The sequence below is a fragment of the Sphaerisporangium sp. NPDC049457 genome (assembly GCF_055586705.1).
Window position 1 is genome coordinate 118,693 of record NZ_JBVJHR010000023.1, and the last position, 14,650, is coordinate 133,342.

Here is a 14,650-nt window from a genome sequence, read left to right on the forward strand (position 1 = left end):
AATCGGAGAACGTGATCGGTGCGGAGACCGGGACGGCGGCGGACGAATCCAGGGACCTGCGAACTGCGCGAAAAAATTTCTTGACCCGTTCGTGGACGTGGCTTTCTCCTCCTTGGGTGCAGTGTTGCCGCAGGTCAAACAGTACGGGCAGGTGGTCAGGCGCCTCCCGTTGGCCGACGGTGCGGCCCGTCATCGCCTCCGCGGCGATCCAGCGAGAACGGCGAGTCGTACGGCGACACGTGAGGAGACGACATGGCCGGACCGAAGCGACCCCCCAGCCTGTTCGGCGAGCTGGCCGCGGAATTCGCGGGCACTCTGATTCTGATCCTGATGGGAACGGCCGTCGTGGCGCAGGTCGTCGCGGGCGGCATCGGAGACCACGACAGCATCGCCTGGGCGTGGGGCCTCGGCGTCACCCTGGCCGTCTACACCGCGGGCCGCATCAGCGGCGCCCACCTCAACCCGGCCGTCACCATCGCCCTCGCGGCGTTCAAGGGCTTCGAGTGGCGCAAGGTGCTGCCGTACTCGCTCGCCCAGACCGCCGGCGCGTTCGTGGCCGCGCTCCTGGTCCGGTGGAACTACACCGAAGTGCTCACCAAGGCCGACCCCGGCCTCACGATCAAGACCCAGGGAGTGTTCTCCACGCTGCCCGGCAACGGCACGCTGCCGGTGACCGAGTGGGGCGCCTTCCGCGACCAGGTGATCGGCACGGCCATCCTGCTGTTCCTGGTCCTCGCGGTCACCGACCTGGCCAACAGCGCGCCGGCGGCCAACCTCGCCCCGTTCGTGATCGGCCTCATCGTGGTGGCGATCGGCATGGCGTGGGGCACCAACGCCGGCTACGCGATCAACCCGGCCCGCGACTTCGGGCCGCGCCTCGCCTCGTTCCTGACCGGGTACGAGTCCGCCTGGCGTGATCAGTACGGGAATCTCTACTTCTGGGTGCCCATCGTGGCCCCGGTCATCGGCGGAGTGCTCGGCGCCGGGCTGTACCAGGCGATGATCGCGCGGTTCCTGCCCGCCGAGGGCGAGCCCGAGCCGGGTACCGTGCCCACCGAGGGGGAAGCGTCGGAAGGCGCCCTCGGTCGCGAGCGGCACGACGGTGTGACGCCGTGAACGGCGTGGACGGGATACGGGATGACGCCGTGAACGGCGTGGAAGGTGTGCAGGGCGAAGGCCGCACCGGGCGACCGGCGGGGCCAGTGAAGGAGACGACAATCCATGGCTGACTTCGTCGGCGCGATCGACCAGGGCACGACGAGCACCCGCTTCATGATCTTCGATCACGGCGGCAACGAGATCGCCCGCCACCAGCTGGAACACGAGCAGATCCTCCCGCAGGCGGGGTGGGTCGAGCACAACCCCGTGGAGATCTGGGAGCGCACCCGCGCGGTCGTCGAGACGGCGCTCGGCAAGGCGAACCTCTCGGCGGCCGACCTGGTGGCGCTCGGCGTCACCAACCAGCGCGAGACGGCCGTCGTCTGGAACCGCAGGACCGGCCGGCCCTACTACAACGCCATCGTCTGGCAGGACACCCGCACCGACCGCATCGCGAGCGCCCTGGAACGCGAGGGCAAGGGCGAGGTCATCCGCCGCAAGGCCGGCCTGCCGCCGGCGACCTACTTCTCCGGCGGCAAGATCCAGTGGATCCTCGAGAAGGTCGACGGCGTGCGCGCGGCGGCCGAGGCGGGCGAGGCCGTCTTCGGCAACACCGACACCTGGCTGCTGTGGAACCTCACCGGCGGCCCCGACGGCGGCGTCCACGTCACCGACCCGACCAACGCCAGCCGCACCATGCTCATGAACCTGGAGACCCTCGACTGGGACGACGAGCTGCTGTCGTTCTTCGGCATCCCCCGGGCGATGCTGCCGGAGATCCGCCCGTCCTCCAACCCCGAGCTGTACGGCGTCACCCGCGCCACCGGCCCGCTGCGAGGCGAGGTCCCGCTGTCCGGCGACCTCGGCGACCAGCAGGCGGCCACCGTGGGCCAGGTGTGCTTCGGCGTCGGCGAGGCCAAGAACACCTACGGCACCGGCAACTTCCTGCTGCTCAACACCGGCAACGAGCTCGTGCGCTCGCGGCACGGGCTGCTGACGACCGTCTGCTACCAGTTCGGCCGGGAGAAGCCCGTGTACGCGCTGGAGGGCTCGATCGCCGTGACCGGGTCGGCCGTCCAGTGGCTCCGCGACCAGCTCGGCATCATCTCCGGCGCCGCGCAGAGCGAGCAGCTCGCCCGGCAGGTCGACGACAACGGGGGCGTGTACTTCGTGCCCGCGTTCTCCGGCCTGTTCGCCCCGTACTGGCGCTCCGACGCGCGCGGCGCCATCGTCGGCCTGTCCAGGTACAACACCAACGCCCACATCGCCCGGGCCACCCTGGAGGCGATCTGCTACCAGAGCCGCGACGTCGTCGAGGCGATGGAGAACGACTCGGGCGTCCGCCTGGACGTGCTGCGCGTCGACGGCGGCGTGACGGCGAACGAGCTGTGCATGCAGATCCAGGCCGACATCCTCGGCGTCCCGGTGTCCAAGCCGGTCGTCGCCGAGACCACGGCCCTCGGCGCCGCCTACGCCGCCGGCCTCGCCCTCGGCTTCTGGAACTCCACCGAGGAACTCAAGCAGAACTGGAACGAGGACAGGCGCTGGCACCCCGCCTGGTCCGACGACCAGCGCGAAAAGGGCTACGCCGGCTGGAAGAAGGCCGTCGAACGCACCCTGAACTGGGTCGACGTCGACTGAGGCCCCCGCCTTCCGGCGGGTCCGATCGACCCGCCGGAAGGCACACCCCGCGACCGGCCGAATCGGGTCGTACCGCCATGCCTGCGCCGAGACGGGGTCAGAGGGAGCGGAGGTGGTCGATGGCGGCGCGGGCGGCGGCGCCTATGGCGGCGTCGGCTCTGGGCTGGTGCTGGGCCGTGCCGATCGAGCGGGTGAACACCGCGACCGCGTAGCGGCCGCCGTCGGGGTACTCCACGACGCCGACCTCGTTGCGCAGGGTCGGCAGCGACCCGGTCTTCCCGCTCACCACCACGTCGTCATAGGGGAACCCGGACGCCAGGCGGTGCGGCCACACCTGCAGGCCGAGCAGGCGGCGGATCTCGGCGCAGGCCTCGGGGCCGGCGGCCTCGTCCCGCCAGACCATGCCGAGCAGCCGGGTCATCTCCCGGGGCGTGCTGCGGTTGGTGTGCGCGGGGTCGAGCACCCGCAGGCGCGCCACGTCGCGAGGGTGCAGCGGTCCGTCCAGTCGCCCGGCGTCGGCCTCCAGGGCGGCGAGCATCCCGCGGCAGTCGTGCTCGATGAAGGTGCCCGGGAGCCCGAACCGGCCCAGCATGGCGTTCACCGCATCCAGCCCGACGTGCCGGGCCACGACGTCGGCGGCGGCGTTGTCGCTCACCGCGATCATCAGGTACGCCAGGTCGCGCAGCGAGAGGGTGGCGTCGTCCAGCATGGCGGCCAGCCCCGTGCCGCCCGCCGTCCGGTCGCCGGGCTCCAGCCGGCACGGCCGGGCCGGGTCGAGCAGGCCCGCCTCGGCCTGCCGGTAGAACTCGACGAGCAGGGGGAGCTTGAACACCGACGCGAGCACCACAGGGTCGTCGTCGCCGGCGCCGACCCGCGCCCCGGTGTCCAGGTCGGTCGCGTGCAGGCTGCCGGTGACCGCGGCGGCACGGAAGATCGCCTCAAGGTCAGGGGGCCGGGCCGGGTCGCGCGGGCTCATGCGAGCAGGCCGGACGCCGGGCGCGGCCTGACCGCGCGGGCCGGCGCGGCTCCCTCGTGGACCATCCCGGCATTGTCCCGCAGGACGCGCAGGGCCACCGCGCCGAACTCCTCCATCGCCTCGGACGGGCGCTGCCAGGCCACCGACACCCGCCAGGCCAGCGGATCTCCCAGCAGGGGCCGCCAGGCGACGCCCCGCTGCTCGGTGCGGGGACCGAAGGCCACGGCCGTCCCGGACATGACCAGGCCCAGGGTGAACTGCGGATGCCGGCCGAGGTGCACCTCGGCCGGGACGAACCCGTGGCGGCGGCACTCGGCCAGCGTCTCCTCGTGCAGCCCCGGCTCGCTCTCGCGGGGGAACAGCACCAGGTGGCGCGTCGCCAGGTCGGCCAGGTGCACGGACGAGAACGCCGCCAGCGGGTCGTCCTCGGGGAGGAGCACGCCCGGACGCTGGACGAGCACGGGCCCGAAGCGCAGTCCGGGCGCGCTCACCGGATGGCGGATCACGCTGCCGTCCAGCGCGCCGTCCGCCAGCGCGCCCACCTGGTCGGCCGTGCCCATCTCGGTCAGCGCGAGCCGTACCTCGGGATGGGCTTCCCGGTACCCGGCGAGCAGGGCCGCGATCGCGGATCCGCCCAGGTCGGGAGGGACGCCGATGCGCAGGGTCGCGCCGCCGCCCGCCGGGCGGGCGAGCAGGGCGGGAATCGCGTCCACCCGTTCGACGATGTCGTGGGCGTGGGCGAGCAGCAGTCGCCCGGCTTCGGTCAGCCGCACACTGCGGCTGGAGCGGTCGAACAGGCGCACGCCCAGTTCGTCCTCCAAGCGCTTGATGCGCTGGCTCAGGGGTGGCTGGGCCATGCCGAGCCGCGCCGCCGCGTTGCCGAAGTGGAGTTCCTCGGCGACCACGGTGAAGTAGCGCAGGTGCCGTACCAGGTCCATTATCAGCGACTATATCGTGATTCATATCAATAGGTAGTGATATCAATATTGGACATAACGCTCAGACGTCTGCTGTCCTCCTCTAAGTCGAAGGGGAACGATGAGACGACTGACGTTGGTGACCGCTCTGACGCTGGTGCCGCTGGTCGCGGCGGGCGGCGTGGTGTGGGCGCTGCGCACCGAAGGCTCGGCCGAGGAGACCGCCGCGCGCTATCTGGCCGCCTGGTCGAAGAACGACTACGCCGCGATGCGCGCCCTGGTGGCGGCCCCGCCGGCCGACTTCGAGGGGTGGTACCGGCGCTTCCACGACGACCTGCGCCTGACCTCCGCGCGGTTCACGCCGGGGACCGTCAAGGAGGGCGAAGCGGCGACGACGGTGGACTTCCGCGCCGACCTGCGCGGCCCCGTCGACTTCGGCTACACCGGCCGCCTACGGCTGGTCGAGCGCGACCGCGCCTGGAAGGTGTCCTTCTCGCCCTCGTCCGTCCACGGCGACCTGACGGCCGGCGCGCGCTTCAAGATCACACAGGTGCCGGCCGAGACCGCCCCGATCCTCGCCGCCGACGGCACGCGCATCGACACACCCACGGCACCGGGCTCCGTGCTGCAGATCGTCGACGGGCTCAAGTCCCAGTACGGCGCGCGGCTGAGCGGCAGGCCGTCGGCCCGCGTGGAGATCGTCAAGGGCGGACGCGCGCTCAAGACCGTGGCGAGCGGCAAGGCCGTCGCGGGCACGCCGCTGCGCACCACCATCGACCTGCGGGTCCACCGAGCGGGCGCGGCGGCGCTCGAAGGGGTGGCCAAGCCGGCCTCCCTGGTCGCGCTGCGCCCCTCGACGGGTGAGGTGCTGGCCGCGGTCAACCGGCCGGGAGGCTTCAACCGCGCGCTGCTCGGCGCCTACCCTCCCGGGTCGACGTTCAAGGTGGTGACCGCCTCGGCGCTCATCGCCGGCGGCATGACCCCCGGCGACACCGTCGAGTGCCCGCCCGAGCGGACCATCGGAGGGTTCGCCTTCCACAACGCCGAGTTCCACGACTTCGGGCGGCTGTCGCTGGAGGACGCCTTCGCGCACTCGTGCAACACGACCTTCGGCAGCCTGGCCGTGGACCGGCTCGGCGGCGCCCGGCTCGCCCAGGTGGCGCGCGGCTTCGGGTTCGGCGCGCCGATCACGCCCGGCGTCCCCGCGGTGCGGGCGGACTTCCCCGAGCCCCGCGACGACACCGACCTCGCCTCGGCGGCGATCGGCCAGGGGCGCGTCCTGGCGAGCCCGCTGAACATGGCGGCCGTGGCCGCCGCCATCGCCGACGGCACCTGGCGCCAGCCCCGGCTGGTGCCGCCGTCACTGGTGCCGGCGGGCGGGTCGGCGCCGCGCAGGGTGGAGCGCGCCGTGGTGGACGCCCTGCGCGACCTCATGCCGGCGGTGGTGAGCGAGGGCACCGCGAAGGGCATCGCGTTCCCCGGCGGCACGGCCGGCAAGACCGGCACGGCCGAATACGGGTCGGGCCGCATGCCGCCGACCCACTCGTGGTTCATCGGCTACCGGGGCGACCTGGCGTTCGCGGTCATCGTCGAAGGCGGCGGCACCGGCGCGCAGGTCGCGGCCCCCGTCGCCTCCCGCTTCCTGTCCACCCTCGCCACCACCTGACCACCCCACCCGGGGGACCGGCCCCGTCGGCCTCTTAGGCGGTCCCGTTCCAGGGGCCGGAGTGATGCAAGCGAAAGTCAGGCCGCTGACAGCGGGCTGCAGGCGGCATGCCCGTCAATGGTGGAGCAAGCCCACCGACGTAGCGTCCCGGAGCGCATGGCTCACACCGTCTCGGAGGAGATCCCGATGAACAGCACCATTCGTGCCCTGCTCGGCGCCACCGCCGTCGCCGGCATCGTCGCCCTCGGCGTCCCCGCCCTCGGCACCGCTGCGAACGCGAGCGTCACCGACACGACGTCGGCCGGCGCGGCCTCCTCCAGCGCCCACACTCTCCGGCAGGCCAGGCCCTTCCTGTTCAACTACACCTTCAACGGCCACCTCAAGATCGCCGGCGGCAACTTCACCGTCGGAGGCCGCGTCTACGTGGTCGTCAAGTTCACCACCGGCCGAGTGGCGTTCTCCAGGTGGCAGACCGCGGTCACGCACCCCATCACCCCCGGCGGCGCCGTCTACGTGGAAACGACGATCGCCGCCCCCTGCGCCCCGGGAACGAACGGGTACGCCCGCGGCTACGACGAGGTCACCAAGACCTGGTCCCCCCGCCTCCCCGTCACGATCTGCCAGCGAACCGACTGACCTCCAAGCCGGAGCCCGCAATCGCTTATCGCTCGAATCGAGACCACCCCGCTCCGGAGCGACGCACTGAACTAGTGGTGTAGAGAGCCGCACACGACCAGCCGGACGCATTCCGCGGAAGCGCCTCAGGGGTGCAGGATGTGACCGATAGGGTGCCGGGGTCGGACAAGGAGGGGAAGGGCTGTGGCCGAGTCGGTCCTGGTGCGTTCTGGAGATGCGGAGTTCTTCGTCCACGTGGCCGACTCGACGGGCGTCCGCACCGTCGGACTGGACGACGCCTTCTCCTTCGACGGAGTGCGTGAGACCGTCCAGGCCGTTGCCGAGCACCTCTGTGCCGCGTGGGAGAAGGTCCAGCCGAGCGAGGCGTCCGTCGAGTTCGGGCTGAACCTGACCGCCAAGTCAGGAAAGCTCACAGGGCTGATCGTCGAAGGCGGTGGTGAGGCGTCCCTCAAGGTGACACTCACGTGGAAGAGCGAGAGCTGAGCGTGCGGTGCCGCCTCAGTCCGGCCGGACGGCCCCGGGCGGGGTGGACTCCCGGGCGCTGAGTTCCTACGTCGTCCAGATCGAGACGCGCGACGGTGTGCTCCTCGGCTCGGGTTTCTACGTGAGACAGGATCTCATCCTCACCTGCGCGCACGTCGTCCGTGCCCGTGACGAGGTGGTCGTCCGCACGGCTGACGGCGCACGTGGGCCGGGCGAACCGGTGAGCGTCTCCGCCGCCGCACCCACCCACCCCGGCCTGTGGCCCTACCCCGACATGGCGTTGGTCGAGGTCGGTTCCACGCTGCACCGGCAGCCCGTCCTGCTGGCGACGCAGGACCCGGCGAGCGGCGAGGAATGTCACAGCTGGGGGTTCGCACGGCGTGAGGACGGTGTCGCGCCTGTGGGCTCGCCGGCCACCTTCCTCTTCGAAGGAGTCGAAGGAGACGGTTATCTGCGGCTCAAAGCCGGTCAGGCCGCACCGGGACTCAGCGGAGCCCCGCTGGTGAGCCCCAGCCGCCGCGCGGTGGTGGGAGTCGTCACGGCGTCTCGGCACGTGGACGGCGACCTCGGCGGCTTCGCCGGCCCGATCGCCGCACTCGAGCGCGGTGACGCGATGCCCGGGGGTGATCGGGTCCTGGCGGCCAACCGGGCGCACAACATGCGGGACAGGTCCTGGCATCGCGTGCTGCCGCTGGATGACGTGGGTGTGCTGGACCATCCATGGGCGGACCACGGGTTCGTCCGCTCGCCACGGTCCATCGCCGCGGACCTCCTGCAGGCTGAGTACGGGGTCGTCCCGTTTCTCTTCCATGACGACGTCCTCGCCGATCTGGAGGCGTGGTGCGACGCGCCCGATCCTGTCGCCATCACGGTGGTCAGCGGGCCCGGTGGCGCGGGGAAGACCCGCTTTGCGATCGAGGCGTGCCGGCGGATGTCGAAGCGTGGTTGGGCCACCGGCATGCGCAGGGGCGACAACGACAGCACTCTCGTCGCGCTGGCATTGCCGCGTCTGATCGTCGTCGACTATGCGGAAAGAGTGAGCCCTGCTCAACTGGACGCCCTGCTCAGCGCGCTGCAGCACGGCGCGACCGAGTTCGCCCCCGCGAGACTGCTGTTGATCACGCGTCAGAACGGCAGGCCCGGCCGCGACGTGTTCTCCCAGTGGAAGTACGGCCTGCGGGCTGCCAGGCGGCCGATCTTGGACCGGGCCCGGCACGAGGAGCGGCTGTTGTTCCCGCTCCGGCCGGAGCAGCAGCGGGAACTCTACGCGCTTGCGACGGCCCGCTTCACGGACGTATGGCGCCCTCTGTCGCGTGACGTGGCCGATCGGCCCTCGCTCGGTGACGAGCTGGGCGGCACGTTGCCGCTGGACATCCTGCTCGCAGCGCTCGACCACGTGCTCTCCGGCGCTGTCGGCTCCGAGAGCGACCGAACCCCGGTCGAACGCATCCTGCGGCACGAGGAGGCCCACTGGCTCGCCTCGCCCGACTGCCCGTCCGCGGAGCCGGATGAACTACGGACCTACGTCGCGCTCGCCACCCTCGCGGGTGCCGCCGACGCGACGGAGGCGCACGCACTTCTGGCCGCGGTGCCCGCTCTGGGCTTGGCAGCCGAACACCGGCGACGGGCTAATGTGGTGAGCTGGCTCGCGAGCGTCTACAACGGTCCTGACCTGCTCAATCCACTCCGCCCCGACCGTCTCGGCGAAGCCTTGATCGGCAGAGCGCTCAACGAGCAGCCGGACGGCGGACGAGCCTTGCTCGCTGGCGTGCTGGCTCTTCCGGGCAGTCGGCAGGTCGGCCGTGCCCTCGACGCGCTGACCCGGATCGGCACGGCGAACCCGCACCACTGGGCCACCATCGGCCGCGCCCTCGCGGACCGCCACCAGTCGCTCGTCTCGCGGGCGGAGCGGCGACTGCGGGACCGCGTCGCTCGTCCCGACCCGCTTGACCTCACGGATGATCTCGTCCGGCTGACGCTGACCATCCCGGCCGAGAGGCTCGCCGAGGTGGAACCCGGCGACACGGCTTTCCAGCGTGAGCTCGCGGTGTCCTACGTCAAGCTCGGCGATCTGATGGCGGATCTCGGGCGGGGCGCCGAAGCACGCCGGCTGTACGAACGCGGCCTGGCACTGATCCGGCGGCGCGTTCAGCGCACCGGGAGCGAGCGTCTCCGGCACGCGCGGGACCTGTCGGTCGCCTACGAGCGGCTGGGCGAGCTTGCGGCGGCCGACGGCGCGTATGCGACGGCGCGGGACCTGCTCCTCAGCTCCTTGCGGCAGACGGAGAACCTCCTGCGCGAGGACTTGGACAATCCGCTCTATCTGCGAGACCTTGCCATCACCCACAGCAAGCTGGGTGATCTGGCGGCGGCGACCGCCTCGAACCGCGAGGCGGAATTCCGCTACGGGCAATCGCTGGAGATCCGGGAACGCCTGGCACGCTCGGACGCCGACAGCGACGTGTTCCTGCACGACCTGGCCGTCTCCTACGGAAAACTCGGAGACCTCGCGGCCGATGCGGGGCGCGACGCGAACGCCCAGGACCTCTTCCGGCGATCCTTACGCATTGCCGAGCGCCTGGTGGCGCGGCAGCCCGGTGATCGGGCACATCTGCGGAGCTTGGCCGCCGCCTACGAGCGGCTTGCGGGGCTTGCCCGGCGGGCGGGGCGGATGGAGGAGGCCTCACGGATGCTGGGCGAGGCCGTCGCCGTTCGCAGGACCCTGCACGATCGCGAGCCGGGCCGCGTCGACCTGACCGAGGAGCTCAGCGCAGTCCTCTATCTCGACGCCTGTACCCGAGACGATGCCAGAGGGGTGGCCGGACAAGCCCTGGAGTTGCTCGAGCCGTTCGCGAGGCTCGGCATCCTCAGCTCCTTCGGCCAGGAACTGCTTCTGTGGGCGCGCCGTTCGACCCGTCTCATCTGAGGAACCGCCTTCTCAGCCGCCTGAGCCGTCAGCCCGACCCGGATGAGTCGCCTCCGCTCTCCTGATCGCCAGGTGCGCGTGACCCGGACGGCTCCTCCCGCGAGAGCTTACGGATCAACTCCATGGCGACCGGCATCGGAATGAACCGCAGCAACTCGTTGGCGTCGCCGCCGACGACCTCAGGCACGCCCAGTCGTCTCATCTCACCGAGAAACCGCTCCATCGCCACGTGGTCGGCGCTCAGCAAGTCGATCTGCGCTCGCAGTGCACTCACCTGCTCAAGGTGGTCCTCGCGCTCGGCGCTCCTTCTCGTGAGGTCGGCCCTGGCCTCGTAATTGGCGAAGCTCCGCTCATACTCCAGTTCGTGCAGCCGTTCACGCTGGTAGGCGATCCGGCGGCGGATCGCGTCGAAATCCGGCCCCTCGTGCTGGAACTCCGCCACGGTCGTCCGAAGCGCCTCGACTCCCCATTCGGCCGCGGCCAGCCGCATCCTCGCCTCGAGGTCCAGACGTACCTCCGACTGACGTGCGAAGAAGTCCAGAATGGTCGACGTCCCGCCGAGAGTCTGGAAGTATCCCTCCGCCGTGGCGCCGAGCACCCGCTGGACGAAGCGCCGCACCGGCGCCCGTTCGTCGAACTCGCTCTCCGCGCCGGAGTCGTCGCCGGCGCCGCCGAAGTGGGCGACCAGTCGCGGCGCCGTCTCTTTCGGGATCCTGATGATCTGCGACATCTCACCGCGGAGCCGATGCCCCTCCACGTTGACCGCGATCGGGCCGAGACCCGAGTCGAAGCCCCCGGCGCCGGCCGCCTTACGCGACCATTCGAGGACGAGATCCCTGGTCGGGACCCGGACGACATGGGCGAACCAGGGATTGATCTGGTATACCCCGGGACTCAGGGTCTCCTTTTGAACTCCACGGCGACCTCCACCCGCCAGGAACACCTCTGGCCGCTGGAAGCTCTCATGGCCGGGCACGACCGGGCCGGGCTCCTCGTCCAGCGGCCGGCCACCGTCCAGCACGATGACGACGCCGACCATCCCGACGGGAACGGAGGTCTCCATGAGATCGGCGGCGGTGAGCCCGTGCCCGCCGTCGGTCACGGTGTCGACGGTGATCACGTCGAAGAGCCACGGATTGATGCCGTAGGAAGCACCTCCGGGGAGGATGGCTGGTTGCCGTCCCTGCTGGCCGCCGTCGAGCAGGAAGGCGCGGCCGTCCTGGAAGTGGTCGCATTCGACGTACGTCCCGAGTACCTGATCAGTCCGCCTCAGCCGTCCCTCACGCGCGACGACCAGCCCTATGGTGCCCACCGGTACATGCGTTCGTGGGGCGAATCGCACGGTCGTCACCCAAGGCAGCCGGAAGTACAGGTGGTCAGCGGGTAGAACGGCGGCCTGCTGCCCGGCGGAGCCGTGCACTCGTACCGGGAAGGCGCGATCGTTCTCGCGGAGCCGGCCGATCTTGCGGCTGATCAGACCTATGTGACCGGCCGGGACCGTCACCAGACCTGCCCAGGCGACCACCACGACCGTGACGACCAGCACTGAGACGAGCGCCAGCCACATCCACAACATGCCTGCTCTCCACCTTCCGGCCGAGCGTCCCCGCCCAGAGTACGACTGCTGGCGCGGCGCCGCCCCGGTGCTTCGGGCAAAGCGTCGCGGCCCCACGCCGAGCGCGCACGTCTCAAGGTTGATCTCAAGGTGCTCATCTGGGCGGAGAGAACAAGCTGCTCAGCTCCGACAGACGGCACAGACCTCGATCGGTCAGCCACCACGGCGGTCGTCGACGGTCACGGCCAGGCCAGACCATCCGTCCGCGAGGCTGCGCGGGTGGTCGGCGAGTGGGGCCAGGTGCGCGCCGGGCAGAAAGCGCACGGTCGTCCCCGTGGCGCCATCGCCGGCGACGGGCTCCAGGCCGGTGACGGGGACGCCGTGCTCGTACCGCTGGATCCAGGACCCGTTCAGGCGGCGGTTGGTGTGGACGAGCCACTCGCTGAGCGCGGCGACCACGGACATGCCGCGGCGCGGATGCCCGTCGGGAAGGGGCTTCGCGCCGGGGTCGTCGAAGAAGCGCAGGTCCTTGGACGCCATGACGGGCTTCTTCACCGGCCGCCCCTGCTCATCGAAACGGGTGTCGGTGCCCCGTCCGTCGTCGGCCACGGACACCGAGCCGTCGGCGTGGAGGGTGACGGCGCAGCGTCCGCCACCCGTGCTCGCCGCCTCGTCGGCCGCGTACGCGAGCACTTCGAGAACCAGGTGCCGGACGCCGCCGGGGGCGAACCCGGCCGGGTTCCCCCGAATGTCGCCCAGGTGGCCGAAATCGACGTCGGCCGCCCAGTCATGGGTGGTGTTACGCCAGGACGCCCGGGATGTGCTCACCACAGCACCCTAGTAACGGCTCAGAAGGGTTAGAGCGTCGCCCGCCCCCTCGGACTGCCGCTGGTCGCCTGTGTGATGGCGGCCTCCGTCCAGGACCGCGACGGATCGGGGACCACGCCGACCTCTGCGGCCTTGGCGGGACACGGATCAGCGAACAGGCCCGAAATCGAATCAAGCATTCCGGTTACGCGGGACGTTGAGAGCCGTCCGTGCTTCCTGCATGAATTGGTCGATCAAGTCGCGCCGCGTCTTCAGCGCATTTCGGATTTGTACTGTCACTGCTTGCGCGTCTTCGGGGCGGTGCGTCAAGTCGAACAGCGTGAGGCTCACCAGTTCGGCGTCCTTCAGTGTGAGTCTGTTGGTCGCCACCAAAAGCGCGTCGTCCGTCAGATGGAGCAGCTCGATCTCGCGCTTCGCACGCCAGAGGCGGTCGAGTGCCTGGAGCAGCCCGGCACGTTCATCTGTGGCGAGTGGCGGAATCGCTTCACCAGGATCTACTGCTCCACGATCGGTCACCGTCTGCCCAGGCGGCGGGTCACGCGAGTCCCGAATCACACAACGGTACAGTTTGTCGTCGGCCTGGACGAGCTTGAGGTAGGCCTTCCTTCGGTCTCGCTGCCAACGCCTCAGATCCTCGTTCTGCCAGTTACCCTGCTGAAGCAGTGATTGCCGCCAAGCGCCAACGAGCACCCCGATCACAACGCCGACAAGCCCGACAACGGTCGGCACCAACTGTATCCAGATGGCGACCACCTCCGAGTCCTTCTATAAAACGGGGTCGGGACTCATTCAGGGCACACGAGCCTGAAAACCCTGCGAAACGTCGACGACCGGCGGAAGCCTCGGCGGCAGGTCGACGACGCGTTCCCAGAGGCGGCCCAGCGGGGCGTGCAGCGTGGTGTCTTCGGGCATCGCTCGACCCATCCAACGATTCTCGGCGTACGGACCTCGCTTCATCTTGACTTCGCGGTACGCACATAGATCGTTACATGGCGCTATCGGCCGACGGTCCGCAGGACGGCGTACGCCGGGAGCGCGTGGGGCGGAGGCCCACGCTCAAGCCGCTTGCGCGTGGAGGGCGCCTACTGCTCGGCCCATGCTTGGGCGCGCCGCCCTCACAGGATCGGCGCGCCCCTTGTCGCTTCCTGCTGCTTGTTCGAGCCTGCCGCCGTTCGATGCGGCCTGCTCGGTGCCGGGCTGCTCAGTGGCGGGCTGTTCGGGCGGCCATCATGTCGCGGATGCGGTCGGCGGCTCCTACGAACAGGCCGGCGGCCTTGAGCAGGCCCGGGTTCGGTGGTGTGTGCGGATGCGGGCGGGTGGGCGCGAGCCTCTTCGCCTTCTCCATCTTGGTGCCGAGCTCCATGGCGCGTTCGGGACTGATCACCATGCGCAGCTCGGGCCAGACCTGCTCCTCCTCGTAGGCGATGTGCTCGCGCGCCTCGGCGATGAACTCGGTCAGCATGTCCTCGTACCTGGTGCGGCCGGGTTCGTAGTCGATGAGGTCGTTGAGGGTGTACTTCGCCCGCTGCTCTTGTTTGATCGCGTGTTCGGCCAACTCGTCGCCGTGCGGGACGAGGTTGCGCACCGCCGGCCAGAAGTACTCCTCCTCGACCGCCTCGTGCTTGGACTCCTCGATGATCAGCCGGCGGACCTGCTCCTTGCGCTGACGCATCCGCTCGTGGTCGTCGGCGCTCACCGGAGGCATGTCCTCCAGCTCGGCCATCATCCGCTTGACCTCTTGGTGGTCCCGTTCCAGGAACTCGAAAGCGTTCGCCATGGCTCTGCCTCCCGTGCGATGGCGCATTCCCCTTTGTGGGCGTTGCCCGCGTCGCCGCAGGTAAACATGGGTTTTGGGTATTAGGAGCATTTTGTCGGCCGGTTCCCGTACGCTCCCGGGCATTCGATCAAGGAAGGGACGGCCGGC

At 70.3% G+C, this 14,650-nt stretch carries 13 protein-coding genes; 6 read left to right on the forward strand and 7 right to left on the reverse strand.

All coding sequences use genetic code 11. The features are described 5' to 3' along the window. The first annotated feature begins 252 nt into the window (after nt 1-252). Together ACZ6QO_RS31420 and glpK are read left to right on the forward strand one after the other, a co-directional pair. The gene (locus ACZ6QO_RS31420; protein WP_465855969.1) at nt 253-1,116 is read left to right on the forward strand and encodes an MIP/aquaporin family protein; all 864 of its coding nucleotides are present in this window, start codon (nt 253-255) and stop codon (nt 1,114-1,116) included. A 105-nt stretch (nt 1,117-1,221) separates the two neighbouring features. Continuing rightward, the gene (glpK, locus tag ACZ6QO_RS31425) at nt 1,222-2,739 is read left to right on the forward strand and encodes a glycerol kinase GlpK (RefSeq protein ID WP_465855971.1); all 1,518 of its coding nucleotides are present in this window, start codon (nt 1,222-1,224) and stop codon (nt 2,737-2,739) included. A gap of 97 nt (nt 2,740-2,836) precedes the next feature. On the opposite strand, the gene ACZ6QO_RS31430 is transcribed toward glpK, so the two are convergent. Both ACZ6QO_RS31430 and ACZ6QO_RS31435 read right to left on the reverse strand, forming a co-directional pair. Continuing rightward, nucleotides 2,837-3,715 (reverse strand): serine hydrolase, encoded by an 879-nt coding sequence (locus ACZ6QO_RS31430; RefSeq protein ID WP_465855973.1) that lies wholly within the window; start codon nt 3,713-3,715, stop codon nt 2,837-2,839. Beyond that, nucleotides 3,712-4,653 (reverse strand): LysR family transcriptional regulator, encoded by a 942-nt coding sequence (locus ACZ6QO_RS31435; protein ID WP_465855975.1) that lies wholly within the window; start codon nt 4,651-4,653, stop codon nt 3,712-3,714. The genes ACZ6QO_RS31430 and ACZ6QO_RS31435 overlap by 4 nt, the downstream gene beginning before the upstream one ends. A 100-nt stretch (nt 4,654-4,753) precedes the next feature. On the opposite strand from ACZ6QO_RS31435, the gene ACZ6QO_RS31440 reads away from it, so the two are divergent. The 4 genes from ACZ6QO_RS31440 (at nt 4,754) to ACZ6QO_RS31455 (ending at nt 10,343) form a co-directional block, all read left to right on the forward strand. Beyond that, on the forward strand, nt 4,754-6,298 hold the full coding sequence (locus ACZ6QO_RS31440) for a penicillin-binding transpeptidase domain-containing protein (RefSeq protein WP_465855977.1): 1,545 nt from the start codon (nt 4,754-4,756) through the stop codon (nt 6,296-6,298). A 186-nt stretch (nt 6,299-6,484) separates the two neighbouring features. After that, on the forward strand, nt 6,485-6,934 hold the full coding sequence (locus ACZ6QO_RS31445; RefSeq protein ID WP_465855979.1) for a hypothetical protein: 450 nt from the start codon (nt 6,485-6,487) through the stop codon (nt 6,932-6,934). Nucleotides 6,935-7,117: 183 nt separating this feature from the next. After that, the gene (locus tag ACZ6QO_RS31450; protein ID WP_465855981.1) at nt 7,118-7,417 is read left to right on the forward strand and encodes a CU044_2847 family protein; all 300 of its coding nucleotides are present in this window, start codon (nt 7,118-7,120) and stop codon (nt 7,415-7,417) included. 43 nt (nt 7,418-7,460) lie between these two features. Continuing rightward, nucleotides 7,461-10,343: a trypsin-like peptidase domain-containing protein gene (locus tag ACZ6QO_RS31455; protein ID WP_465855983.1), complete on the forward strand. Its 2,883-nt coding sequence runs from the start codon at nt 7,461-7,463 to the stop codon at nt 10,341-10,343. A gap of 28 nt (nt 10,344-10,371) precedes the next feature. Here the strand turns inward: ACZ6QO_RS31455 and ACZ6QO_RS31460 are convergent, their stop codons facing one another. The 5 genes from ACZ6QO_RS31460 to ACZ6QO_RS31480 form a co-directional block, all read right to left on the reverse strand. After that, a complete protein-coding gene (locus ACZ6QO_RS31460) occupies nt 10,372-11,919 on the reverse strand; it encodes an SPFH domain-containing protein (protein WP_465855985.1) in 1,548 nt (515 codons plus the stop codon). A 192-nt stretch (nt 11,920-12,111) separates the two neighbouring features. After that, a complete protein-coding gene (locus ACZ6QO_RS31465) occupies nt 12,112-12,726 on the reverse strand; it encodes a hypothetical protein (protein WP_465855987.1) in 615 nt (204 codons plus the stop codon). 171 nt (nt 12,727-12,897) lie between these two features. Further along, nucleotides 12,898-13,479: a hypothetical protein gene (locus tag ACZ6QO_RS31470; protein WP_465855989.1), complete on the reverse strand. Its 582-nt coding sequence runs from the start codon at nt 13,477-13,479 to the stop codon at nt 12,898-12,900. Nucleotides 13,480-13,515: 36 nt separating this feature from the next. Then, the gene (locus ACZ6QO_RS31475) at nt 13,516-13,650 is read right to left on the reverse strand and encodes a hypothetical protein (RefSeq protein ID WP_465855991.1); all 135 of its coding nucleotides are present in this window, start codon (nt 13,648-13,650) and stop codon (nt 13,516-13,518) included. 277 nt (nt 13,651-13,927) lie between these two features. Next, nucleotides 13,928-14,503, reverse strand: a complete 576-nt coding sequence (locus ACZ6QO_RS31480; RefSeq protein WP_465855993.1) for a hemerythrin domain-containing protein — start codon at nt 14,501-14,503, stop codon at nt 13,928-13,930. Nucleotides 14,504-14,650: the final 147 nt, after the last annotated feature.